The 23,195-nt window shown below is 72.3% G+C and carries 22 protein-coding genes and 1 pseudogene; 17 read left to right on the top strand and 6 right to left on the bottom strand.

What is annotated here, in order from left to right:
* Window positions 1–27 precede the first annotated feature (27 nt).
* The 9 genes from glmS to ASD19_RS10525 all read left to right on the top strand — a co-directional run bounded on the left by glmS (window position 28) and on the right by ASD19_RS10525 (window position 7,364).
* Window positions 28–1,881 carry a glutamine--fructose-6-phosphate transaminase (isomerizing) gene (glmS, locus tag ASD19_RS10485; RefSeq protein WP_055992282.1) on the top strand — a complete coding sequence of 618 codons (1,854 nt, stop codon included), beginning with the start codon at window positions 28–30 and terminating at the stop codon, window positions 1,879–1,881.
* A gap of 4 nt (window positions 1,882–1,885) precedes the next feature.
* Entirely contained in the window at window positions 1,886–2,347 is a 462-nt protein-coding gene (locus ASD19_RS10490; protein WP_082543145.1) for a holo-ACP synthase, read from the top strand.
* Window positions 2,348–2,364: 17 nt separating this feature from the next.
* Window positions 2,365–3,462 carry an alanine racemase gene (gene alr / locus ASD19_RS10495; RefSeq protein WP_055992513.1) on the top strand — a complete coding sequence of 366 codons (1,098 nt, stop codon included), beginning with the start codon at window positions 2,365–2,367 and terminating at the stop codon, window positions 3,460–3,462.
* 64 nt (window positions 3,463–3,526) lie between these two features.
* Complete coding sequence (gene tsaE, locus ASD19_RS10500) at window positions 3,527–3,949, top strand: tRNA (adenosine(37)-N6)-threonylcarbamoyltransferase complex ATPase subunit type 1 TsaE (protein ID WP_055992515.1); 423 nt, start codon at window positions 3,527–3,529, stop codon at window positions 3,947–3,949.
* Between the two features lie 339 nt (window positions 3,950–4,288).
* On the top strand, window positions 4,289–4,621 hold the full coding sequence (locus ASD19_RS10505) for a GIY-YIG nuclease family protein (RefSeq protein WP_055992285.1): 333 nt from the start codon (window positions 4,289–4,291) through the stop codon (window positions 4,619–4,621).
* Between the two features lie 106 nt (window positions 4,622–4,727).
* Window positions 4,728–5,375: a tRNA (adenosine(37)-N6)-threonylcarbamoyltransferase complex dimerization subunit type 1 TsaB gene (tsaB, locus tag ASD19_RS10510; RefSeq protein WP_055992288.1), complete on the top strand. Its 648-nt coding sequence runs from the start codon at window positions 4,728–4,730 to the stop codon at window positions 5,373–5,375.
* Window positions 5,372–5,869 (top strand): ribosomal protein S18-alanine N-acetyltransferase, encoded by a 498-nt coding sequence (gene rimI / locus ASD19_RS10515; RefSeq protein ID WP_055992291.1) that lies wholly within the window; start codon window positions 5,372–5,374, stop codon window positions 5,867–5,869. Before tsaB ends, rimI begins: the two co-directional genes overlap by 4 nt.
* A complete protein-coding gene (tsaD, locus tag ASD19_RS10520) occupies window positions 5,866–6,969 on the top strand; it encodes a tRNA (adenosine(37)-N6)-threonylcarbamoyltransferase complex transferase subunit TsaD (protein ID WP_055992517.1) in 1,104 nt (367 codons plus the stop codon). Before rimI ends, tsaD begins: the two co-directional genes overlap by 4 nt.
* Window positions 6,966–7,364 carry a hypothetical protein gene (locus ASD19_RS10525; RefSeq protein ID WP_055992294.1) on the top strand — a complete coding sequence of 133 codons (399 nt, stop codon included), beginning with the start codon at window positions 6,966–6,968 and terminating at the stop codon, window positions 7,362–7,364. The genes tsaD and ASD19_RS10525 overlap by 4 nt, the downstream gene beginning before the upstream one ends.
* Before the next feature lie 65 nt (window positions 7,365–7,429).
* Here the strand turns inward: ASD19_RS10525 and ASD19_RS10530 are convergent, their stop codons facing one another.
* Window positions 7,430–8,644 carry a class I SAM-dependent methyltransferase gene (locus ASD19_RS10530; protein WP_055992296.1) on the bottom strand — a complete coding sequence of 405 codons (1,215 nt, stop codon included), beginning with the start codon at window positions 8,642–8,644 and terminating at the stop codon, window positions 7,430–7,432.
* 252 nt (window positions 8,645–8,896) lie between these two features.
* Here ASD19_RS10530 and groES point away from each other — a divergent pair, with 252 nt between their 5' ends.
* The 3 genes from groES to ASD19_RS10545 all read left to right on the top strand — a co-directional run bounded on the left by groES (window position 8,897) and on the right by ASD19_RS10545 (window position 11,842).
* Complete coding sequence (gene groES, locus ASD19_RS10535) at window positions 8,897–9,193, top strand: co-chaperone GroES (RefSeq protein WP_017203655.1); 297 nt, start codon at window positions 8,897–8,899, stop codon at window positions 9,191–9,193.
* Window positions 9,194–9,405: 212 nt separating this feature from the next.
* Complete coding sequence (gene rarD, locus ASD19_RS10540) at window positions 9,406–10,365, top strand: EamA family transporter RarD (RefSeq protein WP_442922536.1); 960 nt, start codon at window positions 9,406–9,408, stop codon at window positions 10,363–10,365.
* Window positions 10,366–10,570: 205 nt separating this feature from the next.
* Window positions 10,571–11,842, top strand: a complete 1,272-nt coding sequence (locus ASD19_RS10545) for an ABC transporter substrate-binding protein (protein ID WP_082543146.1) — start codon at window positions 10,571–10,573, stop codon at window positions 11,840–11,842.
* Window positions 11,843–11,986: 144 nt separating this feature from the next.
* Here ASD19_RS10545 and ASD19_RS10550 read toward each other — a convergent pair whose 3' ends face one another.
* Window positions 11,987–12,805: an endonuclease domain-containing protein gene (locus tag ASD19_RS10550; RefSeq protein ID WP_055992301.1), complete on the bottom strand. Its 819-nt coding sequence runs from the start codon at window positions 12,803–12,805 to the stop codon at window positions 11,987–11,989.
* Window positions 12,806–12,949: 144 nt separating this feature from the next.
* On the opposite strand from ASD19_RS10550, the gene ASD19_RS10555 reads away from it, so the two are divergent.
* Window positions 12,950–14,569 carry an NAD-dependent epimerase/dehydratase family protein gene (locus tag ASD19_RS10555; RefSeq protein WP_055992304.1) on the top strand — a complete coding sequence of 540 codons (1,620 nt, stop codon included), beginning with the start codon at window positions 12,950–12,952 and terminating at the stop codon, window positions 14,567–14,569.
* A gap of 65 nt (window positions 14,570–14,634) precedes the next feature.
* Here the strand turns inward: ASD19_RS10555 and ASD19_RS10560 are convergent, their stop codons facing one another.
* From ASD19_RS10560 to ASD19_RS10575, 4 genes are read right to left on the bottom strand one after another with little or no spacing between them, the layout of a single operon-like run.
* Entirely contained in the window at window positions 14,635–15,372 is a 738-nt protein-coding gene (locus ASD19_RS10560; RefSeq protein ID WP_055992307.1) for an ABC transporter ATP-binding protein, read from the bottom strand.
* On the bottom strand, window positions 15,369–16,361 hold the full coding sequence (locus ASD19_RS10565) for an ABC transporter ATP-binding protein (protein ID WP_055992309.1): 993 nt from the start codon (window positions 16,359–16,361) through the stop codon (window positions 15,369–15,371). Before ASD19_RS10565 ends, ASD19_RS10560 begins: the two co-directional genes overlap by 4 nt.
* 19 nt (window positions 16,362–16,380) lie before the next feature.
* A complete protein-coding gene (locus ASD19_RS10570) occupies window positions 16,381–17,361 on the bottom strand; it encodes a branched-chain amino acid ABC transporter permease (RefSeq protein WP_055992523.1) in 981 nt (326 codons plus the stop codon).
* 9 nt (window positions 17,362–17,370) lie between these two features.
* Complete coding sequence (locus tag ASD19_RS10575) at window positions 17,371–18,699, bottom strand: branched-chain amino acid ABC transporter permease (protein ID WP_055992312.1); 1,329 nt, start codon at window positions 18,697–18,699, stop codon at window positions 17,371–17,373.
* A 284-nt stretch (window positions 18,700–18,983) separates the two neighbouring features.
* Here ASD19_RS10575 and guaB point away from each other — a divergent pair, with 284 nt between their 5' ends.
* The 4 genes and pseudogenes from guaB (at window position 18,984) to ASD19_RS10595 (ending at window position 23,171) form a co-directional block, all read left to right on the top strand.
* A complete protein-coding gene (gene guaB, locus ASD19_RS10580; protein WP_055992315.1) occupies window positions 18,984–20,486 on the top strand; it encodes an IMP dehydrogenase in 1,503 nt (500 codons plus the stop codon).
* A 210-nt stretch (window positions 20,487–20,696) separates the two neighbouring features.
* Window positions 20,697–20,965 (top strand): annotated as a pseudogene (locus tag ASD19_RS10585) (DUF2277 domain-containing protein).
* Between the two features lie 202 nt (window positions 20,966–21,167).
* Window positions 21,168–22,292, top strand: coding sequence for a GuaB3 family IMP dehydrogenase-related protein (locus tag ASD19_RS10590; protein ID WP_055992318.1), 1,125 nt, complete (start codon window positions 21,168–21,170; stop codon window positions 22,290–22,292).
* 81 nt (window positions 22,293–22,373) lie between these two features.
* Window positions 22,374–23,171 carry an SURF1 family protein gene (locus ASD19_RS10595; RefSeq protein WP_082543153.1) on the top strand — a complete coding sequence of 266 codons (798 nt, stop codon included), beginning with the start codon at window positions 22,374–22,376 and terminating at the stop codon, window positions 23,169–23,171.
* Window positions 23,172–23,195 lie beyond the last annotated feature (24 nt).

Below are 23,195 nucleotides of genomic sequence, written 5' to 3' on the forward strand. Positions count from 1 at the left end.
AGTCGGCGGAACCGTAGGATGGGGCGCATGTGTGGAATCGTCGGATACGTCGGCCCTCGCGACAGCCAGGACATCCTGATCGCGGGTCTCGCCCGCCTGGAGTACCGCGGCTACGATTCGGCCGGCATCGCCGTGATCGACGGCGACGGCGCGCTGCACGCCGCCAAGAAGGCGGGCAAGCTGGCGATGCTGCGCGACGAGCTGGCGGCGCATCCGATCGCGGCCGGGACCACCGGCATCGGCCACACGCGCTGGGCCACGCACGGCGGCCCGACCGACGTCAACGCGCACCCGCACCTCGCCGACGATGACCGCCTCGCGGTCATCCACAACGGCATCATCGAGAACTTCTCGGAGCTGAAGGCCGAGCTGGTCGCCGACGGCTTCGCGTTCCGCAGCGAGACCGACACCGAGGTCGCCGCGGTGCTGCTCGGCCGCGAGTACCGCGCGAGCGGCGGCGACCTGGTCGCCGCGTTCCGCGCCGTCGCGCGCCGCCTCGAGGGCGCCTTCACGCTGCTCGCCATGCACCAGGACCACCCGGGGCTCGTCGTCGGCGCGCGCCGCAACTCGCCGCTCGTGATCGGCCTGGGTGAGGGCGAGAACTTCCTCGGCTCCGACGTCGCCGCGTTCGTGGAGCACACGCGCAAGGCGCTCGCGATCGGCCAGGACCAGATCGTCGCCATCACGCCCGACGGCGTCGAGGTCACAGACTTCGACGGCGCCCCGGTCGAGACCTCGCCGTTCGAGGTCATGTGGGACGCGTCCGCCGCCGAGAAGGGCGGCTGGTCGAGCTTCATGGCCAAGGAGGTCTCCGAGGAGCCCGAGGCCGTGGCCAACACCATCCGCGGCCGCGTTCAGGACGGCCGGGTGGTCATCCCCGAGCTCGACGGCATGGACGACCTCTTCGCGGGCATCTCGCGCATCGTCATCCTGGGCGCCGGCACCGCCGCCTACGCGGGGCTCGTCGGCAAGTACGCGATCGAGCAGTGGGCGCGCATCCCGGTCGAGGTGGAGCTCGCGCACGAGTTCCGCTACCGCGACCCCCTCGTCGGCCCGGACGTCCTGGTCATCTCGATCAGCCAGTCCGGCGAGACCATGGACACGCTGATGGCGGTCAAGGAGGCCGCGCGGCTCGGAGCCAAGACGCTGTCGATCTGCAACACGCAGGGGGCCACCATCCCGCGCGAGTCCGACGCCATCGTCTACACGCACGCCGGACCCGAGGTCGCGGTCGCGTCGACCAAGGCGTTCGTCGCGCAGATCACCGCGCTGTACCTCTTCGCGCTGCACGTCGCCCGCATCCGGGGCACGCTCGGCGCCGAGGAGCAGGCCGCGCAGATCCAGGAGCTCGCGGCGCTGCCCGAGAAGATCCAGTGGATCCTCGACACCGAGCAGGAGCGCATCGAGCAGCTCGCGCGCTGGATGGCGGACACCCGCGCCGTCCTGTTCCTCGGCCGCCACGTGGGCTACCCGATCGCGCTCGAGGGCGCGCTCAAGCTCAAGGAGCTGTCGTACATCCACGCCGAGGGCTTCGCCGCCGGCGAGCTCAAGCACGGGCCCATCGCCCTCATCGAGCCCGGCCAGCCGGTGTTCGTGGTCGTGCCGTCGCCGCGCGGCGCGTCGGTGCTCCACGCCAAGGTCGTCTCCAACATCCAAGAGATCCGCGCGCGCGGCGCCCGCGTGATCGCCATCGCGGAAGCGGGCGACGCCGCCGTGCTGCCGTTCGCGGACGAGGTGCTGCGCATCCCGCTCGCGTCGCCGCTGCACGAGCCGATCCTGGCGGTCGTGCCGCTGCACATCTTCGCCATGGGTCTCGCGAACGCGAAGGGCCTGGACGTCGACCAGCCGCGCAACCTCGCCAAGTCGGTCACGGTCGAGTGATGCCATGATCGTCGGCATCGGCGTCGACCTGGTCGACATCCCGCGCTTCGAGCGCACGATCGAGCGCACGCCGAAGCTGCTGGAGCGTCTCTTCACGCCGCATGAGCGCGAGCTGCCGCTGCACTCGCTCGCCGCGCGCTATGCCGCCAAGGAGGCGCTGATCAAGGCGCTCGGCGGCTCGGACGGCGTGCACTGGGACGAGATCGAGATCGCCCGCCTGGGCGACAGCCAGCCGCCGCTGTTCTCGCTGTCCGGCTCGACCGCCGCGGTGGTCGCCGCGCGCGGCATCACCACGCTGCACCTGTCACTCTCGCACGACGCGGGCCTCGCGATCGCGTACGTCACGGCGGAGGGCGACGGCGGTCCGGCGGTGGTCGACGCGGTCGGCGCCGAATACGTCCCGGCCGAGGACGAGGCCGCGCTGCTGGATGTGCCGGAGTCGATGGACCCGGAGGAACCCCGGTGACGGGGGCCGGCACCTGGATGCGCCAGGCGCTCATCGACCTCGACGCCATCACACACAACACCCGCACGCTGCGCGAGCTCACCGGGACCCGCGAGTTCATCGCGGTCGTGAAGGCCGACGCCTACGGGCACGGCGCGGTGCCCGCCGCGCGCGCCGCGCTCGCCGGGGGAGCGACGCGCCTCGGCGTCGCGGACGTCGAGGAGGCGCTCGCGCTCCGCACCGCCGGCGTCGATGCGCCGATCATGGCGTGGCTGCACGGGCCCGAGACGGAGTTCTCCGACGCCGTCGCGCAGGACGTGCAGCTCGGCATCTCGAGCCTGCGCCAGCTGCGCGACGCGGCCCGCGCCGCGACGCCCGGGCGTCCGGCCGTCGTGCACCTGAAGCTCGAGACCGGCCTCGCCCGCAACGGCCTCGCGCCGCAGGACTGGTCGGCCGTGTTCGGCGAGGCCGCCGCGCTGGAGCGCGAGGGCGTCCTGCGGGTGGACGGCCTGTTCAGCCACCTGTCGAACACGTCGCTCGAGGACGACCGCGTGCAGCTGCGCCGCTTCGAGGTCGGCGTCGCCGCCGCTCACGGGGCGGGCCTGACGCCCAGCGTGACGCACATCGCCGCGACCGCCGCCGCGATCGACCTGCCCGAGGCGAGGCTCGACGCCGTGCGCGTCGGGATCGGCCTGTACGGACTGTCGCCGTTCGAGGACCGCGACGCGGCCGACCTCGGCCTGCGCCCCGCCATGACGCTGCGCGCCCGCGTCGCGGCGGTGCGCCGCGTCCCGGACGGCCACGGCGTCTCGTACGGCTACACGCACCGCACCGACGGCGACAGCACCCTCGCGCTCGTGCCCCTCGGGTACGCCGACGGGGTGCCGCGCCAGGCGTCGGGCGCCGGGCCCGTCGTGATCCGCGGGGAGCGGTTCCGCGTGGGCGGGCGGATCGCGATGGACCAGTTCGTGGTCGACGTGGGGGATCACCCGGTCGAGGTGGGCGACGAGGTCGTGCTATTCGGCGACCCGGCCGCCGGCGTGCCCTCGGCGACCGAGTGGGCCGACGCCGCCGGCACCATCAACTACGAGATCGTCACGCGGATCGGCGCCCGCGTGCCGCGGGTGGCGCGGTGAACAGGACGGCTCGGTGATTGCGGGCGAGCTGCTCGGGCGGCACGACATCGCGACGTCCGAGGACATGGAGGCGCTGGGGCGCCGCCTCGGCGCCGGGCTGGTCGCGGGAGATCTGATCGTGCTGACCGGACCGCTGGGCGCGGGGAAGACCACGTTGACCCGCGGGATCGCCGAGGGGCTCGGCGTGCGCGGGCCGGTGCAGAGCCCGACGTTCGTGATCGCGCGCACGCATCCCTCGCTCGTGGGCGGAGCACCCCTCGTGCATGCGGACGCCTATCGCCTCGACTCGGCCATGGAGCTCGACGACCTCGACGTCGACGTGGACGGCTCGGTCACGATCGTCGAGTGGGGCCGCGGCAAGGTCGACGGACTGCGCGAGGAGTGGATCGACATCGAGATCGAACGCCCGGTGGGCGCCGCCGCGGACGCCGAGGACCTCGACGCCGACGCCCCCCGCGTGGTCACGATCGCCCGCGTGCGCGGCTGACGCGGCGGGGGCGGGGCGTCCCCGCCTGCGGTGGTTGAGCGACCGAGCGCGTGCGGCCGGTCGTTGAGCGGAGCGAAGCGGAGACGAAACGCCGGTAGGGGTTCGGTGCGTTTCGTCTCCGGCGCTGGCGCGCCTCCGCTCAACGACCGGCAGGGGTTCGGTGCGTTTCGTCTCCGGCGCTGGCGCGCCTCCGCTCAACGACCGGTAGGGGCTCGGTCGTTGAGCGGAGCGAAGCGGAGACGAAACGGCCCCAGCGAGCCGCTCGTCCACAGGCCGCGGGTCGTGTGCCCCGGCTTCGATGTGCTCGGCGGTCGGCGCTTGGATCGGTACGGTCCTCGCATGACGGCCTGGACCTACATCCTCCGGTGCGCGGACGGCACCTACTACGTGGGCAGCACGATCGATCTCCACAATCGCCTCGCGGCTCACAAGCAGGGGCTTGGCGCCGCCTATACGAAGCGGCGGCTGCCTGTGGAGCTGGTGTGGTCGTGTGACTTCGAACGGGTGGAAGACGCTTTCGCGCTCGAGAAGAGCATCCAGGGGTGGAGCCATGCGAAGAGGGAGGCTTTCATCGACGGCGGCGTCGCAGCGATCCGACGCTGGAGCGACGCGCACCCCTCTCGGAGCGATAGGCGAGTGACGCGTGGCAGGAGGCCTGCAGGCGACGCTTAGGCGTTTCGTCTCCGTTCGCTGGCGCTCACTCCGCTCAACGACCGGCGAGCGGCCGCACGGCGTCATGTCCCGGCGTCCCGTCAGGTGGCGTCGATACCCTGGTGGGGTGATCCTCGCCATCGACACGTCGATCGGCTCGACCGTCGCCGTCGTCGAGCCGTCGGGGGTCGTGCGCGCCGAGGCGGGCAGCGAGGGCACGCTCGGTCACGCCGAGCTGATCGGCACGCTGCTGGTCCGCGCGCTCGACGAGGCCGGCATCGCGCCCGCCGACGTCACGCACGTCGCGGCGGGCATGGGCCCCGGCGCTTTCACCGGCCTGCGCATCGGGATCGCCGCCGCACGCGCGTTCGCGCTCGGCCGGGGCATCCCCGTGGTGCCCGTCGCGAGCCACGACGCGGCGGCGCTGCGGCACCTCGACACGAACCCCGCCGGGCCGTTCGCGATCGTCACGGACGCCCGCCGCCGCGAGAACGCGATCACGGTCTACGACGGCGTCGACGACCGCGGTCTTCCCCGCCGCGTCGCGGGGCCCGAGCTGCGCCCCCGCGCCGCCGACCTCGCCGCCGACCCGCTGACCGCCGCCGCCGACATCGTCGACACCCCCGCCATCTCGGCCGCCGCGCTCGGCCGCGCCGCCGCGCTCGCGCTTGCCGCGGGCTGGGAGCCGACGGGCGAGCTCGCCGAGACCGAGCCGCTGTACCTGCGCTCCCCGGACGTCACGATCGGCCACGCACCGAAGAAGGTGAGCGCATGACCATCCGTCCCGCCACCCTCGACGACCTGGGCGCGATCATGGCTCTCGAGCGCGCCTCGTTCCCGACCGACGCCTGGTCGGAGGCCATGATGCGCGAGGAGCTCGCCGGCCCGCACGGCCACTACCTCGTGGACGAGCTGGCCGGCCGCGTGATCGGGTACGCGGGCCTGCGCGCGCTGCCCGGATCGCGCGACGCCGACGTGCAGACCATCGCGCTCGCCGAGTCGGCCCGCGGCCGCGGCCGTGGCCGCGCCCTGCTGCGCGCGCTGCTCGAGGAGGCCGAGCGCCGTCGCGTGCGCGAGGTGTTCCTGGAGGTGCGCGCCGACAACCCCGTGGCGCAGGCGCTGTACGCGTCCGAGGGCTTCGCCGAGCTGGGCCGCCGTCCCCGCTACTACCAGCCTGACGACGTCGACGCCGTCGTGATGCGCCTGGACCTCGAAGCCTGGGCCGCGGCTCGGGTGCCGGACGTGGCGGAGGCAGGTGCGTGCACGTGACCGGCCCCCTGATCCTCGGCATCGAGACCAGCTGCGACGAGACCGGCATCGGCATCGTCCGCGGACGGTCCCGCGCGGGCGAGCGGAACATCCTGCTCAGCAACACGATCGCCAGCAGCATGGACGAGCACGCCCGCTACGGCGGCGTCGTGCCCGAGGTCGCCGCTCGCGCCCACCTCGAGGCGCTGCAGCCGGCGATCGAGCGCGCGATCGACGAGGCCGGCGTCTCGCTGTCCGACATCGACGCCGTCGCGGTCACGAGCGGGCCCGGGCTGGCCGGTGCGCTCATGGTCGGCATCGGCGCCGCGAAGGCGCTGGCGGTCTCACTCGGCAGGCCGCTGTACGCCGTCAACCACCTCGTGGGCCACATCGCGGCCGACATCCTGGACGCGGACGCGCCGCCGCTCGAGTACCCGACCGTCGCCCTGCTGGTCTCGGGCGGCCACACGTCGCTCCTGCTCGTGCGCGACCTGACGAGCGACGTCGAGCTGCTCGGCGAGACCGTGGACGACGCGGCGGGCGAGGCGTTCGACAAGGTCGCGCGCATCCTCGGCCTGCCCTACCCGGGCGGCCCGGAGATCGACCGCGCGGCCGCCGAGGGCGACCCGAACGCGATCCGGTTCCCGCGCGGCCTGTCGCGGGCGAGCGACATGGCCAAGCACCGCTACGACTTCTCGTTCTCGGGCCTCAAGACGGCGGTCGCGCGCTGGATCGAGCAGCGCGAGGCGGCGGGCGAGCCCGTGCCGGTCGCGGATGTCGCCGCGAGCTTCCGCGAGGCGGTCGTCGACGTGCTCGTGACCAAGGCGCTGGACGCGTGCGCGCAGCACGGCGTGCCGCGCCTGCTGCTCGGCGGCGGCGTGATCGCCAACCGCCGGCTCCGCGACGTCGCGCTCGAGCGTGCGGCGGCCGCCGGTGTGACCGTGCGGATCCCGCCGCTGAGCCTGTGCACCGACAACGGCGCGATGATCGCGGCGCTCGCCGCCGAGCTGATCGCCGAGGGTCGCGCGCCGTCGACGCTCGAGTTCGGCGCCGACTCGACCCTTCCCGTCACGCAGATCCAGGTGGCGGTGGCCGACCCGGTGGCGGTGGAGTCGACGTGAACGAGCGCGCGGTCGTGCATGCTCCCGAGGCTCCCGCCCCGGCGGGCGACGTGCGGCCCGCCGCCCCGGCGCCCGACGGCTCAGCGGTCGTGCCCGCCGTCCCGGCGCCCGGAGCGGCGCCTCGGGCCGTCCGGAGCATGCGCCTGTCCCGCGGGCGGACGGCGACCTGGTCGATGACGCTGTCCACGTTCGCGCTCGTCGTGTCCTGGTTCGTGCCCTGGGCACTGCCGCTCGGCGTCATCGGCGTCGTGCTCGCGGCGATCGCGCTCGCCGGGCGCCGCGCGAAGCGCGAGCTCGCCTGGTGGGGCCTCGGCCTCGGGCTCGGCTCGATCCTGTGCAGCGCGTTCTGGATCCTGTGGGTCGTGCGCGCGGTGCAGGAGGCCGCCGGGGCCTGAGCGCTGGCGGCGGCTTCGGGCGTTTCGACTCCGGCGCCGGCGCGCCTCCGCTCGACGACCGAGGGTCAGGCGCGGGGGACGCGGTCCGCGAGGATCGCGGTGCGCCTGCCGTCGATGCGCGTCAGGATGAGCGTCGCCGATTCGTCGCCCTTGAGCGAGAGCCGCTTGCGCAGCGTGGCGGGGTCGACGTCGACCCCGCGCTTCTTGATCTCGAGCGTGCCGATCCCGCGGGCGCGCAGCGCCTTCGCGAGCGGCTTGGGGTCGGCGGGCAGCGTCTCGCGCACACGGAACGAGGAGACGAACGGGCTCGTCGCGGCGGCGTCGCCGGTGAGGTAGGCGATGCCCTGCGCGACCGGCCCGGCGTCGAGCGCGCGGGCGACGTCGCCGATCAGACGGGCCCGGATGACCGCGCCCTCCGGCTCGTGAAGGAACGCGCCGAGCGCCCGCACCGGCTCGTCGGCCGTGTCGGCGGCCGCGGTCAGCTCGTGGGCGTCGTCGCCGCGCAGCACGAGCGCGGATCGCCGCACGCCCTCGCGCGCGAGGGCGCCGGTCCAGACGACCAGCTCCACCGTGGATCCGTCCACGCTGATCCACTGCGTCTCGGCGTGCTCGGGAAGGGCGTCGCGGTCGTGGCCCGGACCGAGCTTGACGCCGGCGGGCACGCGCCCCGCGAGGTCGAACACCCAGTCCAGCGGCGGCGAATAGTCCGCGGCCGCCACGCGCGCGGTCTCGCCGTGTCTGGCCGTGCGGCGCGCCGGATCGAGCCAGACCGCGCCGACCTCGTCGAGCGGCACCTCCTCGGCCCGCGCCGCGCGCACCTCGACGCCCGCGCCCTCCGCGCCCTCCGCGCGGAACGGCGCGAGGTTGTACGCGGCCAGCGCCGCCGTGACGGGGTCGGCGTCCACCGCGAGCACGCCCATGCCGAGGGCCGCGAACGCGAGCGAGTCGCCGCCGATGCCGCAGCCGAGATCCGCGACCCGCTCGATGCCCGCCTGCCGTATGCGGCGCGCGTGGTGCACCGAGACGCTCATCCGGGTGGCCTGCTCGAGGCCCGCCCGCGTGAACAGCATCCGGTCGGCGAACTCGCCGAACTTCGCAGTCGCGCGCTGCCGCAGCCGCGCCTGGCCGACCACGGCGGACACGAGCTCGGGGGAGTGGCCCGCCGCCCGCAGCCGGGACACGGTGCGCGCCACGTCGTCGGCGCTGTCGACGTCGCCGAGCGCGTCGAGCAGGGCCAGGCCCTCGCGGGTGAGGAGGGCGTCGAGCTCGGCCGAATCCATCCGCCCAGCCTACGGGCGGCTCCTCCGACACAACGCAGGACCGGAGCGGGATCTCGGGCGTGTGCGGGTGATCTCGGACGGCGACACGCCATGCAGCCGGCACAGGTCCTGCATTGTGTCGGCGACGGGCGGAAGCCGTTGGCACTCGCGTTGCGGGAGTGCCAGCATCCCTCCTACACTTGCTGTTAGCACTCTCCCCGGGAGAGTGCGAAGAGTCTTCCCGTACGAAGCACACGAAAGAAGAGGTACACCGTGTCGGTTTCCATCAAGCCGCTCGAGGACCGCATCGTCATCAAGCAGGTCGAGGCCGAGCAGACCACCGCGAGCGGTCTGGTCATCCCCGACACCGCGAAGGAGAAGCCCCAGGAGGGCGAGGTCGTCGCGGTGGGCCCCGGCCGCATCGACGACAACGGCAACCGCGTTCCGCTCGATGTCGCCGTCGGCGACCGCGTGCTGTACAGCAAGTACGGCGGCACCGAGGTGAAGTTCGGCGCTGACGAGTTCCTCGTGCTCTCGGCGCGCGACGTCCTCGCGGTCGTCGTCCGCTGATCCCAGCGACACGCCCCGAGAGGGCCCGGATGCTCGGCATCCGGGCCCTTTCGCATGCCCAAGTGGGCGGCTTCGTGACGTTTCGACTCCGCTCGCTGGCGCTCGCTCCGCTCAACGACCGGTCGTCGAGCGGACGCACCTGGCAGGAATCGGACCGCGGATGGCAGGGCGCACCGGGCCCGGCGCGCTCGCCGCGAGCGTAGGCTGAATCGGTGACCGCACCCGCCCCCTCGATCGAACGGCCCGGCCGGATCGGGACGGAGGCCGCGGGTACCCTCTACGGCCTCGGCGCGTACGTGCTGTGGGGCGTGCTGCCGCTCTACTTCGTGGTGCTCGCGCCCACCGGTCCGTGGGAGGTCGTCGCCTGGCGGGTGCTGCTGTCGCTCGTGTTCTGCGCGCTGCTGCTCACCGTGATGCGCGGCTGGGGGCGCTTCTTCGCCGTGCTGCGCAACCCGCGCCTCGCGCTGCTGATGGGCCTTGCCGGCGTGCTGATCTACGGCAACTGGCAGATCTTCGTGATCGCGACCCAGAGCGACGCCGTGATCGAGGCGAGCCTCGGGTACTTCATCAACCCCATCACCACCGTGCTGCTCGCGGTGCTGGTGCTGCGGGAGAGGCTCCGGCCCCTGCAGTGGATCGCGATCGGCGTCGCGGCGGTCGCGGTGATCGTCATCGTGATCGGCTACGGCGCCGTGCCCTGGTACGCGCTGGGGCTCACGGCGACGTTCGGGGTGTACGGCCTCGTGAAGAAGCAGGTCGGCGGCTCGGTCGACGCGATCAGCGGCCTCGCGCTCGAGACGCTGTGGCTCGTGCCCGTCGCGGTCGTGCAGCTGGCGATCGTCGCGGTCACCACCGGCATCACGATGGGCACGGCGGGCGCCGGCCACACCGTGCTCCTCCTCTGCGCCGGCGTCGTCACTGCCGTTCCGCTGCTGCTGTTCGCCGCCGGCTCGAGCCGCATCCCGCTCGCCACCATGGGCATGCTCCAGTTCGCGGGGCCCATCCTGCAGTTCATCATCGGCGCCGCCGTGCTCCACGAGCCGATGCCTCCGGCCCGCTGGATCGGGTTCGGGATCGTGTGGCTCGCCTGCATCCTGCTGATGCTCGACCAGGTCCGCCACGCGCGCCGGGCGCGGCCCCTGCCGGCCGTCGCGATCGACGGCGGAGCGTAGAACGACGCCCGAGAAGGGTCGCACGCGACATACTGCACCGCCTGCCGGCGCGGCCGGTAACGATTTGATCCCAGGGTCCGGTCTGCGCAACACGCGAAAATCCGGATGAAACAAATCGCGGGTAGATTTCCGTCCATTACCCGCGGTGTGCTGATGCACCACCAGTCCCCGAAAACCGCGGGTCCTGATGAAAGGACGGAACCTCATGGTTCGATCCCGGAAGCTGATCGGCGCACTGGCCCTCACGGGCGCCGCAGCTCTCACCCTTGCGGGCTGTGCCGGCGGCGGTGGAACCGCCAGCGGCGAGCCCAGCGAGTCGGCCCCGGCCGCTCCGGCGGGCGACCTCGCGCTGAAGATCGGCACGGCCCTGCCCGTGACCGGTTCGCTCGCGTTCCTCGGCCCGCCCGAGATCGCGGGTGTCGACTACGCGCAGTCGCTGATCAACGAGTACGCCGAGACCACGGGCCTCGAGCTCGAGGTCGTGCACGGCGACTCGGGCGACCTGGACAACAAGGCCTACGAGACCGAGATCCCGCGCCTGCTCAGCGAGGACCCGGCCGCGATCATCGGCGCCGCGTCGTCGGGCGTCTCGCTGCAGTTCATCGACCAGGTGACCGGCGCGGGCGTCATCCAGTTCTCGCCGGCCAACACGTCGGACGCCTTCACGACGTACGACGACAACGGCCTGTACTTCCGCACGGCGCCGTCGGACGTGCTGCAGGGCGAGGTGCACGGCAACTTCGTCGCCGAGCTCGGCTACCAGACGCTCGGCATGATCGTGCTGAACGACGCCTACGGCACCGGCCTGGCCAAGTACATCACCGAGGCGTTCGAGGGCGCGGGCGGCGAGGTCGTCGCGGCCCCGACGTTCAACCCCGGCGACACGTCGTTCGACTCGCAGATCTCGGAGGTGCTCGCCGCCGACCCCGACGCGATCACCGTGATCTCGTTCGACGAGGCGAAGACCATCCTCCCGAGCCTGCTCGAGAAGGGCTTCGCGGCCGAGGACCTGTTCCTGGTCGACGGCAACATGGCCGCGTACCCGGACTTCCCGGAGGGCCTGCTCGAGGGCGCCAAGGGCACGTACCCCGGTCCGACGCCGGAGCAGGTGCAGGAGTTCATCGACGGTCTCGACGCCTTCGTGGAGGAGTCGGGCGCCGAGCCGCTGAGCGACTACACCTACGCGCCGGAGTCGTTCGACGCGACCAACCTGATCGCGCTGGCCGCGCTCGCCGCGGGCTCGACCGACTCGGCGGCGATCGCCGAGAAGCTGATCGAGGTCTCGGGCGGCTCGGGTGACGGCGAGAAGTGCACCACCTTCGCGGAGTGCGCGGACATCATCCTGGCCGGCGGCGTCGCGGACTACGACGGAGCCTCGAGCCCCGTCACGTTCGACGAGGTCGGCGACCCGACCGAGGGCATGATCAACATCTACGAGTACGGCCCCGACAACACCTACACCCCGTACGAGGGCTGAGCCCCTCGCCTCACCGCGGATCGCCCCGTCTCCCTCGAGGAGGCGGGGCGATTCCCGTTCGTGCGGGTCCTCGCCAGGAGATCCCGGCTTCTCAGGGGCGGATGGCGGGGTCGGCCCTGAGAAGCCGGGATGCCCGGATGTGCGTCATGCGCGATGCAGGCCCTGTGCAATCGCGCTGGTGATCAGGCCCTGCGCTCTGGGCCAGTCGTCGAAGATCTGCCCGTAGCCGATCCGGATGACGTGGTAGCCCATCAGCTTCAGCAGCGCGTCGTGCTCGTTGTCCTTGGCGCGTTGCACGCCGACGTGGTGCCCGCCGTCGATCTGGATGACGAGGCGCTCGCCGATCAGCAGGTCGACCGGGCGACCCGCGAGCACGACCTGGCGCTGCATCGGCAGGTCCAGCCACCGCAGGCGCGCCATGACGACCGACTCGGTGCCCTCGTCGGCGAACGGCCTCGCTTCGGCGAGCAGCCGGCGCGCATCCGGCCCGAGCGGCAGGCGTCGCATCACGTCGCTGTCGAGCATGCCGCGCCGCAGCGCCGATTCCCAGACCGCGAGGCCCTCTTCGTGCGGGCGGCACTCCGCGACCAGGGCGAGCACGTTCTCGATGCCGTCGGTCAGCGTGCCCGGCCGCCGGGGGACCAAGGGGGTGCGCCAGTGCACGTGCGCCGTCGTGGGGCGCGGGAGGCTCCCGTGGGGCGGCGCCGCGACGTGGATCTCGTGTGTCACCGTCCACAGCCCGAATCTCTCGGCCTGCGTGACGCAGGTGAGCACCACGCCCAGTCTCGCGGCGGTGACGAGCAGCGGGTCGGCATGGGGCAGGCAGACCCAGTCCCTGCGGATCCGGACCAGTTCGCCCGAGGCGACCGCCTTGCGGATCGCGTGGTCGCCGATCCCGAGTTCTAGAAGCGCCCGCACGCGGCCGACGCCGTCCGTGAGCGCAAGAGCGGTGGAGATGTCCATGCGCCCACGGTGCCGGGGCGGGCGGGCGGCCGGGGCGGCGCCCCGCTGACCCCGGATCGACCCGGGCGCAAGCCCCTGCGGCGTGCGGGCTGCGGCGGCTAGCGTCGGGAGTCATCCAGTGATCACGCGAGGACGGGAGCAGTCATGAAGGTCGCCATCGTCGGGGCGAGCGGCAACACCGGGACCGCGCTGCTGCACGCCCTGAGGGACGAGCCCGCGGTCGACGCGATCGTGGGGATCGCGCGGCGGACGCCGGAGGCCGCGCCGCCCTACGACGCGGCCCACTGGGAGCGCATCGACATCGCGGCGCCGGCCGTCGACCGGGCCGCGGACGAGCGGGTGATCGACCGGCTCGCCGCGGCGTTCCGGGGCGTGGACTGCGTCGTGCACCTGGCGTGGCTCATCCAGCCGAACCGGAAGCGGGAGCTGATCCGCCGCGCGAACGTGGACGGCACGCGCCGCGTGATCGAGGCGTGCCTGCGCGCCGGCGTGCGGCACCTGGTCTGCGCCTCATCCGTGGGCGCGTACACGGGCGTGGACGACGACGACCCGCGGGACGAGTCATGGCCGACGGAGGGGATCCCCACCTCGCACTACGCGGCCGACAAGGCCGCGCAGGAGCGTCTGCTCGACGACGCCGAGACCCGGGGCCTCGCCGTCGCGCGCCTCCGGCCCGCGCTCGTCTTCGACCGCGACGCCGGGGCGGAGATCACGCGGCTGTTCGTCGGGGCCCTCCTGCCGCCCGCGCTGCTGCGCCCCGGGCGCCTGCCCGTCGTGCCGCTGCCGGCGGGCGTGCGGATGCAGGTCGTGCACGGCGCCGACCTGGCCGACGCGTACCGCCGCGTCATCGTGGGCGGCGCCACGGGCGCGTTCAACATCGCCGCCGACCCCGTGCTGCGCGGCCGGGACATCGCCGCGGTGCTCGCGCACGGGCGCCAGCTCGCGGTGCCTGCGCGCGTGCTGCGCCCGCTCCTCCACGCGGCGTGGCGGCTGCACACCGTCGCCGCCGACCCCGGGTGGCTCGACATGGCGATGACCGTGCCGATCATGGACAGCTCGCGCGCGCGGCGCGAGCTGGGGTGGCAGCCCCGGCACGACGCGACCTCGGCCCTGCGCGAGCTGCTCACGGGGATGGCCGACGGCGCGGGCACCGCGAGCGCTCCGATGCGGCCGCGTCGCGACTGGCCGCAGGATCAGCTGCCGCCCGGCGACGTCCTCCCCGACGGGCCGGCCCAGCCGCCCGCGGACTCGCCCGGGCACCGGCTCCCCGCCACCCTGCAGCGGGACATCCTGGGGCTGTATCTCTCCGACCACCTCACGGGCGCGACCGCGGGCGTCGCCCGGTTCCGGCGGATGGCCAAGGCGTACGCGGACACCGACCTGGGCCCGGACCTGGCGCGGCTGGCCGAGGAGGTCGGCCGCGAGCGCGTCTTCCTGAAGGACCTGGTGGACACGCTCGAGGTGCCGCGGCGCCCGCATCGGCAGGCCCTCGCCTGGCTCGGCGAGAAGGCCGGCCGGCTCAAGACGAACGGGCGCCCGCTCGGGTCGCCCATGACGCCCGTGCTCGAGACCGAGCTGATGCGCGGCGCCGTCATGGGCAAGAAGGGCGTGTGGGAGACGCTGGCCGCGCTCGCGCCGGACCTCGGCCTGCCGGCGGAGACCTTCACGGCGCTGGCGGAGCGGGCCGAGGAGCAGGCGGCCGTGCTCGGGCGGCTGCACCGTCACATAGTCCGCGAGGCGTTCGTCGCGGGGCACGTCGACTGACGAGACGAAGGGAGGCCGGGGGCGGCCGGGGGCGAACCCCCGGCCTCCGCTGGCGATGCGCGGCGTCAGGCGCCGAGTGTGCCGAGGTAGAGCTGCGTGACCTTCGGGTCGTTGAGCAGCTCGCGGCCCGTGCCCGTGTAGGCGTCGCGGCCCTGGTCGAGCACGTAGCCGCGGTCGCAGATCTGCAGGCAGCGGCGGGCGTTCTGCTCGACCATGATGCAGGTCACGCCGGCCTTGTTGATCTCCGAGACGCGCAGGAACGCCTCGTCCTGACGCACGGGCGAGAGGCCCGCGGAGGGCTCGTCGAGCAGCAGCACCTTCGGGTCCATCATGAGCGCGCGGCCCATGGCGACCATCTGGCGCTCGCCGCCCGAGAGGCCCGACGCGCGCTTCTTGAGGCCGCCCCCCTTCGCGAGGTCGGGGAACAGGCTCATCACGAAGTCCACGCGCTCCGTGAACATCTTCGGCTTCTGGTACGCGCCCATCTGCAGGTTCTCCTCGATGGTGAGCGAGGGGAACACGTTGTTCGTCTGCGGGACGAAGCCGACGCCCTTCGCGACGAGCTTGTCAGCCTTGAGGCCCGTGATGTCCTCGCCGGCGAGCGAGATGCTGCCGCCGCGGATCTTCACCTGGCCGAAGATCGCCTTCAGCAGCGTCGACTTGCCGGCGCCGTTGGGGCCGATGATGCCGATCAGCTCGCCCTGATGGGCGGTGAGCGTCGCGCCGTTGAGGATGTTCACGCCCGGCAGGTAGCCGGCGTGCACGTCGTCGACGAGGACGACCGGGGTCTGGTCCGTGCTCACTTGTCGTCCTCCTTCTCGGCCTCGGCGGCCGCCTCGGCCTCGGCCGCCGCCTCGGCCTCGATGACCTCGGCGCCCACGGCCGCGGAGGCCTCGGCGTCGGTGGTCGGGTCGGCCTCGACGACCGGGATGCGGCCGGTCACGACGCCGAGGTCGAGCTCCTGGTGCGCGCCCAGGTACGCGTCGATCACGGCCGGGTTCTTCATGACCTCGTCGGGGGCGCCCTCGGCGACCACCTTGCCCTCGGCCATCACGACGACCCAGTCGGCGATGTGGCGGACCATGTGCATGTCGTGCTCGACGAACAGCACCGTCATGCCCTCGTCCTTCAGGTTGAGGATGTGGTCGAGCAGCGACTCGGTCAGGGCCGGGTTCACGCCCGCCATCGGCTCGTCGAGCATGACGAGCGTCGGCTGGGTCATGAGCGAACGGGCCATCTCGAGCAGCTTCTTCTGGCCGCCCGACAGCCCCGCCGCGAGGTCGTCGCGCTTGGCGTCCAGCTTGAACTTGACGAGCAGCTCCTCGGCGCGCGCCTCGGTGTCGGCGTCCTGCTTGCGCCACAGCGCCGGGATCAGACTGTGCCAGAAGCGCTCGCCCACGTGGTTCTGCTGGCCGAGCTTCATGTTGTCCATGACGCTCAGTCGGCCCAGCGCCTTGGTGAGCTGGAACGTGCGGACCAGGCCCATCCGCGCCACCTTGTGGGCCGGGACGTGCGCGAGGTCGTGACCGTCGTACGACCAGGTGCCCGCATTGGGCTTGTCGAAGCCCGTCAGCAGGTTGAACAGCGTGGTCTTTCCCGCGCCGTTGGGGCCGATCAGCGCCGTGATCGCGCCGCGCGGGATCTCGAGGTGCTCGACGTCCACGGCCGTGAGGCCGCCGAACGTGCGCTTGACGCCGTCCGCGACGATGATCGGGTCGACCTTCTTGACGCCGGGGGCCGCCTCGCCCACGTGCAGGCCCGTGGTCTTGGGCCGCGGCACGGATGCGGTCACCGGCTGCCGGGGAGTGTTCTCAACGGACAAAGGTCAGCTCCTTCTTGTCGCCGAGGATGCCCTGCGGCATGAAGACGACCAGCAGCATCAGCGCCACCCCGACGAGGATGAAGCGCAGCGTACCCGCCTGGACGTCGGTCATGAAGGGGATGATGTCGGCCTTGGTCAGCGCCGGCAGGAAGTTGGACAGGAACGTCTGGATCACCCAGAAGATGAGCGATCCGAGCAGCGGCCCGAACACGGTGGCCGCGCCGCCGAGCAGCAACGCCGTCCATACGAAGAACGTCAGCGACGTGACGTAGACGCCGGGGCTCACGGCCGACGGCAGCGCGTACACGACGCCGCCCGCGGCCATGATCACGCCGCCCAGCACGAGCGACTGCATCTTGTACGAGAAGACGTTCTTGCCGAGCGAGCGGATGGCGTCCTCGTCCTCGCGGATGCCCTTCATCACGCGGCCCCACGGGCTGCGCGTGAGCATCCACACCACGAGCGCGGCGAACGCGAGCGTCAGGATGCCCATGATGCGCACCCACCACTGCGTCTCGTTGTACGCCCACGGGCCGAAGCCGTACGTGCCGTCCGGGATCGGGTTCGACTCGCGGAAGCTGCCGTGGTAGCCCGCGAGGCCGTCGGCCGATCCGGTGACGGCGTCGAAGGTGGTGGTGAGGAACAGCAGGCGCAGCACCTCGGCCGCCGCGATGGTCGCGATGGCGAGGTAGTCGCCGCGCAGGCGCAGGGTCGGGATGCCGAGGATGAGCGCGAACACGGCCGCGGCCGCGAGGCCGACGAGCGCCGCGAGCCACCACGGGAAGCCGAACGTGAGGATCGAGATCGCGTAGCCGTACGCGCCGAGCGCCATGAAGCCCGCGACGCCCATGTTCAGCAGGCCGCCGTAGCCGAAGTGCATGGCGAGGCCGAGCGCCGCGAGGGCGTAGCCCATGGTGGCGGGGCTGAGGATCGATGACAGCGTGTTGTCGAAGATCTGGGACCAGTTCATGAGCGGCACCTATCCGATTCGCTCGCGGCGGCCGAGGATGCCCTGCGGCCGGACCAGAAGGATGATGATGAGGACCACGAGCGCGCCCGCGTAGCGCAGGTCGGCCGGGATCCAGAGGCTCGACGCCTCGACGAGGACGCCGATGATGATCGAGCCGACGAGCGCGCCGAACGCCGTGCCGAGGCCGCCGAGCGTGACCGCCGCGAACACGAGCAGCAGGATCTGCGCTCCCATGTCCCAGCGGATGCCGGGGCGGTAGTACGCGTACAGGATGCCCGCGAGGCCCGCCAGGGCGCCCGAGATGATCCAGACGACGCGCACGACGCGGTCGACGTCGATGCCGCTGGCGGCGGCGAGCGACGGGTTGTCCGAGATCGCGCGGGTCGCCTTGCCGAGGCGGCTGCGGGTGAGCCACAGCGCGAATGCGACGATCACGACGATCGAGATGCCCATCGAGACCAGGTCGTTGAGCGTGGTGCTCACGGCCCCGCCGAGGGGGATGGACACGGACGGCACCATCGCCGGGAGCTGCTGCGTGTCGCCGCCGATGAAGAACTGGAACACGTACCGCAGCGCGAGCGACAGACCGATCGACAGGATCATCAGCTGCACGACGCCGACGCCCTTGCGGCGCAGGGGCCGCCAGATGCCGATGTCGAGCACGAGGCCGAGCAGGGCGCTCAGGATGATCGCGACGGGGATGCCCAGCCAGACCGGGAGGGCGAGCGACGCCGGTCCCACCAGGAACAGGGCCGCCACCGCGCCGAACGTCACCATCTCCGCGTGCGCGAAGTTGGAGATGCCGGTCGTGCCGAACACGAGCGAGAGGCCGACGGCGGCGAGGCCGAGCATGAGGCCGAAGTTGAGGCCCAGCAGCAGACGCTGCAGCAGCTGGTCGAAGAAGCTCGTGACGTTGCGCTCGCCCTCGCCGATGAAGAAGTTCACGGTGAGGCGGCCGCCCTGGCCCATCTCGGCGGTCGTGACGTTCGGGGCGCCGTCGCCGTCCGTGTCCTCGACCACCGCGATGCCCTCGGGCAGGGTCTGCTCGTCGAGCGTGACCGTGTACTCGACGCCCTTCTCGGGCACCTTGACCGACCAGCGGCCCTCGTCGTTGGTCTCGACGTCTTGGACGCCGCCGGGTCCGTCGATGCTCAGCGCCACGCCCTCCAGGGGCTCGCCGTCGAGCTGGACGTTTCCGCTGATCGTGTACGGGTCCCCCTCGGCCGCATGGGCGGCGGTGGGCAGCAGCAGGGCCGCGAAGAGGGCGGCGAGGAAGGTCGCGAGGGCGACGATCGCACCAGATCGGGTACGCCTCGGGGAGGCGGTTCTGGGGTTCATGGATCCTCCGGTCCACGGACGGCGGTGGGGTGGGCCGCCCGGGGTGGTATGAACGGGTCGTTCAAACGTAAGAGCCTAATGTGTCCTGAACATTTCCTGATAGCGATCCGTGACCTTCGGGGGCGATCTGCTACCGGCTGGCCGATATCTCCCGAGCGTTCTGCTCCGCGGAATAGTTCCAGGGTCCGGAGCCTTAGAATCCGTATACGGGGGAGGATGTCATACCCGGGCTCCTCCCGCGATACGAGCGCACCCCAACTCGCATCGGCAGGAGAAGCGGCCCAATGACTGACCACGATCCGTTCGGCTTCGTCGGACTCACCTATGACGACGTCCTGCTCCTTCCGGGGCACACGGACGTGATCCCGAGCGAGGCCGACACGTCGTCCCGCCTGACGCGCAACATCCGCGTCGCCGCTCCGCTCCTCTCGAGCGCGATGGACACCGTGACCGAGGCCCGCATGGCGATCGCCATGGCCCGCCAGGGCGGCATCGGCATCCTGCACCGCAACCTGTCGATCCATGACCAGGCCGCCGCGGTCGACCGCGTCAAGCGCAGCGAGTCGGGCATGATCACCGACCCGATCACGACGCACCCCGACGCGACGATCGCCGAGGTCGACGCCCTCTGCCGCAAGTACCGCATCTCGGGCCTGCCGGTCGTGGACGCGGACGGCCGCCTGGTGGGCATCGTCACCAACCGCGACATGCGCTTCGTGTCGGAGTTCGAGCGCACCACGACGCTCGCGAAGGACGTCATGACGGCCGAGGGCCTCGTGACCGGCCACGTCGGCATCACGTCGGGCGAGGTCGTCGCGCTGTTCGCCAAGCACCGCGTCGAGAAGCTGCCGCTCATCGACGACGAGGGCAAGCTCGCCGGCCTCATCACCATCAAGGACTTCGACAAGAGCGAGAAGTACCCCAACGCCACGAAGGACCCGCAGGGCCGCCTGCGCGTCGGCGCCGCGATCGGCTTCTTCGGCGACGCGTGGGAGCGCGCCGAGGCGCTGCGCGACAAGGGCGTGGACGTGATCGTGGTCGACACGGCCAACGGCCAGTCGCAGGGTGTGATCGACATCGTCAAGCGCCTCAAGGCCGACCCGTCGTTCGCGCACATCGACATCGTCGGCGGCAACGTCGCCACCCGCGAGGGCGCCCAGGCGCTCATCGACGCGGGCGTCGACGCCGTCAAGGTCGGCGTGGGCCCGGGCTCCATCTGCACCACCCGCGTGGTCGCGGGCGTGGGCGTGCCGCAGATCACCGCGATCTACGAGGCGTCGCTCGCCGCGCGCCCGGCCGGCGTTCCGGTCATCGCGGACGGCGGCCTGCAGTACTCGGGCGACATCGCGAAGGCGCTCGTCGCCGGCGCCGACACCGTGATGCTCGGATCGCTGCTGGCCGGCACGGAGGAGTCGCCCGGCGACATCGTGTTCCAGGGCGGCAAGCAGTTCAAGATGTACCGCGGCATGGGCTCGCTCGGCGCGATGCAGACGCGTGGCAAGCAGACCTCGTACTCGAAGGACCGCTACTTCCAGGCCGACGTGCCGAGCGACGACAAGCTCATCCCCGAGGGCATCGAGGGTCAGGTCGCCTACCGCGGCCCGCTCTCGGCCGTGGTCTACCAGCTGGTCGGCGGCCTGCGTCAGTCGATGTTCTACGTCGGCGCGCGCTCGATCGAGGAGCTCAAGGCGCGCGGCAAGTTCGTGCGCATCACCTCGGCGGGCCTCAAGGAGTCGCACCCCCACGACGTCCAGATCGTGGTCGAGGCGCCGAACTACAAGCGGTAGTACTTTCTCTCTCACGCCCGTCGCACGCTCGGGGCCCGCAAGCGGGCGCCCTCGCGAGCGACGAACGTCGCTTCGCTCCGTTCGGGCGTGAGGGCGCGCTTCGCGCGCGGGCCGCATCCGCGGCACGCTCGCTTCGCTCGCACGACGGTCGATGCGGGGGTCACAGGGGAGGGGTTCCGGAGTCTGCGGGGCGGGACTAGCCTGACCGGCATGTGCCGGAGCATCCACACCCTCACAACTTCGAGCCGAAGGCGACCTCGGAGGAGGTGCACGCCGCGGCCCTGCAGTACGTGCGCAAGATCGCGGGCACGACCAAGCCGTCGAGGGCGAACAAGGACGCGTTCGACCACGCCGTGCACGAGATCGCGCACATCACGCAGCACCTGCTCGACGCGCTCGTGACCACCGCCCCGCCGAAGAACCGCGAGGTCGAGGCCGAGAAGGCGCGCGCCCGCGCCGCCGGCCGCTACGCGGCGTGATTCTCTTCTCACGCCCCCTCCCCGGAGGTCCGAGCCCGGTCGTTGAGCGGAGCGAGCGCCAGCGAGCGGAGTCGAAACGGGCCGATCCCCACGGCTACCCCACACGCCGCTTCGCGGCGCGCGGGGCCCCTCGCCGCGTGGGCCCAGAGCGGAGCGAGTCGAGGCCGCGGGCCCCGTTCCCGGGCGACGGTAGGCTGGGATCGTGACCACGGAGATCGAGCTGGGCCGCGGCAAGCGGGCACGACGGGCGTACGCGTTCGACGACATCGCGGTGGTGCCGTCGCGCCGCACGCGCAACCCCGAGGACGTGTCGACCGACTGGTCGATCGACGCCTTCCACTTCGGCATCCCCGTGCTGGGCGCGCCGATGGACTCGGTGGTCAGCCCGCGCACCGCGATCATGCTGGGCCAGCTCGGCGGCCTGGGCGTGCTCGACCTCGAGGGCCTCTGGACCCGCTACGAGGACCCGGAGCCCCTGCTCGCCGAGATCGCGTCGCTGCCCGACGAGGTCGCCACGAGCCGGATGCAGCAGCTGTACGCCGCGCCGATCAAGCCCGAGCTGGTGACCGAGCGGATCAACGAGATCCGCGCCGCCGGCGTCACGGTCGCGGGAGCGCTCAGCCCGCAGCGTACGCAGGAGCTGTACGAGACGGTCGTCGCGGCCGGCGTCGACCTGTTCGTGATCCGCGGCACCACGGTGTCGGCCGAGCACGTCTCGAGCGAGGCCGAGCCCCTGAACCTCAAGAAGTTCATCTACGACCTGGATGTGCCGGTGATCGTGGGCGGCGCGTCCACCTACACGGCCGCGCTGCACCTCATGCGCACCGGCGCCGCGGGCGTGCTGGTCGGCTTCGGCGGCGGAGCCGCCTCGACCACGCGCACGACGCTCGGCATCCACGCGCCGATGGCGAGCGCGGTGGCCGACGTCGCCGGCGCGCGCCGCGACTACCTCGACGAGTCCGGCGGCCGCTACGTGCACGTGATCGCCGACGGCGGCGTGGGCACGTCGGGCGACGTCGTCAAGGCGCTCGCGATGGGCGCAGACGCGGTCATGCTCGGCGTCGCGCTCGCGCGCGCTACCGACGCCCCCGGCAAGGGCTTCCACTGGGGCCCCGAGGCGCACCACCCGAAGCTGCCGCGCGGCCGTCGCGTGAAGGTGCCGCAGGTCGGCACCCTCGAGGAGGTCCTGTACGGCCCGGCCGCGCAGGCCGACGGCACCGCGAACCTGATCGGCGCGCTGCGCAAGTCGATGGCCACGACCGGCTACTCCGACCTGAAGGAGTTCCAGCGCGTCGAGGTCGTCGTGGCTCCGTACGAGCGCGCCTGACCCGCCGCCCCCGACGTGACCGACCCTGACGCCGCGGGCGAGGCCGACGCACTGGTCTTCCCGCCCACGCTGCGGGAGGTCATGCTCCGGCCGCGGTGGATCGCGATGCTCGCGCTCTGCCTGGCCGTCGCGGGCGTGTTCGCCTGGCTCGGGCAGTGGCAGCTGTCCAGCGCGGTCGACACCGACCCGATGCCGGCCGGCGCGACCGAGGAGGTGCGCCCGATCGCCGAGGTGGTCGAGCCCGGGCAGTACCTCGAGGAGCCGCTGGTCGGCCAGCGCGTCGAGGTCGAGGGCCGCTGGGTGCCGCGCGACTTCATCGTCGTGTCGTCGCGCTTCAACGACGACGTCGAGGGGTTCTGGGTCACGGGGCAGCTGCGCGTCGAGGGTGCGGCCGAGCCCACCTCGCTCGCGGTGGCGATCGGATGGACCGAGACGCGCGAGCGGGCGGACGCCGCCGTCGCGGCCCTGGACGCGGCCGCGCGCTCCGGGGATGGCGCCGTCACGCTGACCGGGCGGATCATCTCCGACGAGGGCCCTGCCCTGCCGCCCGCGGGCGCGGACCCCCTCGAGCAGACCCGGATGTCGCCCGCCGCGCTGCTGAGCCGCTGGCACGAGGCCGACGGGTCGCCCGTCGCGCCGATCGACGTGTACCGGCCCTACCTGACGGCATCCGACCCCACCGGCGGCCTGGCGGACGCCGGTCTCGACGAGATCTCGTCGCCCGCGCCCGAGCTCGGCAGCCCGGTCAACTGGCTCAACGTCTTCTACGCCGCCGAGTGGGCGATCTTCGCGGGCTTCGCGTTCTACCTCTGGTACCGCCTCGCCAAGGACGCCTGGGAGCGCGAGGTCGAGGGCGACGTCGACCTCGACGAGGAGTAGGCCCGGGGCGGATCGGACGCCCAG

The organism is Microbacterium sp. Root53, assembly GCF_001426925.1.
Lineage (GTDB): Bacteria > Actinomycetota > Actinomycetes > Actinomycetales > Microbacteriaceae > Microbacterium.

Excerpts from the sequence above, each read along its gene's own strand:
- glmS (WP_055992282.1), top strand. The coding sequence starts at position 28 with ATGTGTGGAATCGTCGGATACGTCGGCCCTCGCGACAGCCAGGACATC.
- ASD19_RS10490 (WP_082543145.1), top strand. The coding sequence starts at position 1,886 with ATGATCGTCGGCATCGGCGTCGACCTGGTCGACATCCCGCGCTTCGAG.
- alr (WP_055992513.1), top strand. The coding sequence starts at position 2,365 with ATGCGCCAGGCGCTCATCGACCTCGACGCCATCACACACAACACCCGC.
- tsaE (WP_055992515.1), top strand. The coding sequence starts at position 3,527 with ATGGAGGCGCTGGGGCGCCGCCTCGGCGCCGGGCTGGTCGCGGGAGAT.
- ASD19_RS10505 (WP_055992285.1), top strand. The coding sequence starts at position 4,289 with ATGACGGCCTGGACCTACATCCTCCGGTGCGCGGACGGCACCTACTAC.
- rimI (WP_055992291.1), top strand. The coding sequence starts at position 5,372 with ATGACCATCCGTCCCGCCACCCTCGACGACCTGGGCGCGATCATGGCT.
- ASD19_RS10530 (WP_055992296.1), bottom strand. The coding sequence starts at position 8,644 with ATGGATTCGGCCGAGCTCGACGCCCTCCTCACCCGCGAGGGCCTGGCC.
- ASD19_RS10545 (WP_082543146.1), top strand. The coding sequence starts at position 10,571 with ATGGTTCGATCCCGGAAGCTGATCGGCGCACTGGCCCTCACGGGCGCC.
- ASD19_RS10550 (WP_055992301.1), bottom strand. The coding sequence starts at position 12,805 with ATGGACATCTCCACCGCTCTTGCGCTCACGGACGGCGTCGGCCGCGTG.
- ASD19_RS10555 (WP_055992304.1), top strand. The coding sequence starts at position 12,950 with ATGAAGGTCGCCATCGTCGGGGCGAGCGGCAACACCGGGACCGCGCTG.
- ASD19_RS10570 (WP_055992523.1), bottom strand. The coding sequence starts at position 17,361 with ATGAACTGGTCCCAGATCTTCGACAACACGCTGTCATCGATCCTCAGC.
- ASD19_RS10575 (WP_055992312.1), bottom strand. The coding sequence starts at position 18,699 with ATGAACCCCAGAACCGCCTCCCCGAGGCGTACCCGATCTGGTGCGATC.
- guaB (WP_055992315.1), top strand. The coding sequence starts at position 18,984 with ATGACTGACCACGATCCGTTCGGCTTCGTCGGACTCACCTATGACGAC.
- ASD19_RS10595 (WP_082543153.1), top strand. The coding sequence starts at position 22,374 with ATGCTCCGGCCGCGGTGGATCGCGATGCTCGCGCTCTGCCTGGCCGTC.